General features: G+C 73.3%; 1 pseudogene. It reads right to left on the reverse strand.

Features of this window, described 5'->3' with window-relative positions:
• Window positions 1-415: pseudogene (locus B2U11_RS14955) on the reverse strand (Ppx/GppA family phosphatase); the annotation flags it as partial.

Below are 415 nucleotides of genomic sequence, written 5' to 3' on the forward strand. Positions count from 1 at the left end.
AGCGTCCGCCACGCCCCGCCGACCGCATAAAGGGTGTCGGACTGGAAGTCGCGGGCGACCGGCTTCAGCCGCGCGTCGATGGTGCGGCGCAGGCGATCGGCGTCGAAGCCCTTCGGGTCCAGCAGGGCGAACGGACCCAGCGGCAGGGTCAGGCCATGCTCGACGCCGTCGCCGTTCAGCCGCGTCAGCTCCAGACTGGCGCCGCCCATGTCGGCCGAGACGCCGTGTGCGTCCGGCGCGCCGGCCAGCACGCCCATCGCGGCGTATTTGGCCTCTTCCTCGCCCGTGAGCACGCGGATGCGAAGGCCCGTCTCGGCGGCCACGCGCTCGCAGAACTCGGGCCCGTCGGCGGCTTCGCGCACGGCGGCGGTGGCGGCGACCAGAACCTGATCGGGCTGGACCCCTTCGATCACGG

Source organism: Brevundimonas sp. UBA7534, assembly GCF_002479325.1.
In the GTDB taxonomy this organism is placed as follows: Bacteria; Pseudomonadota; Alphaproteobacteria; order Caulobacterales; family Caulobacteraceae; genus Brevundimonas.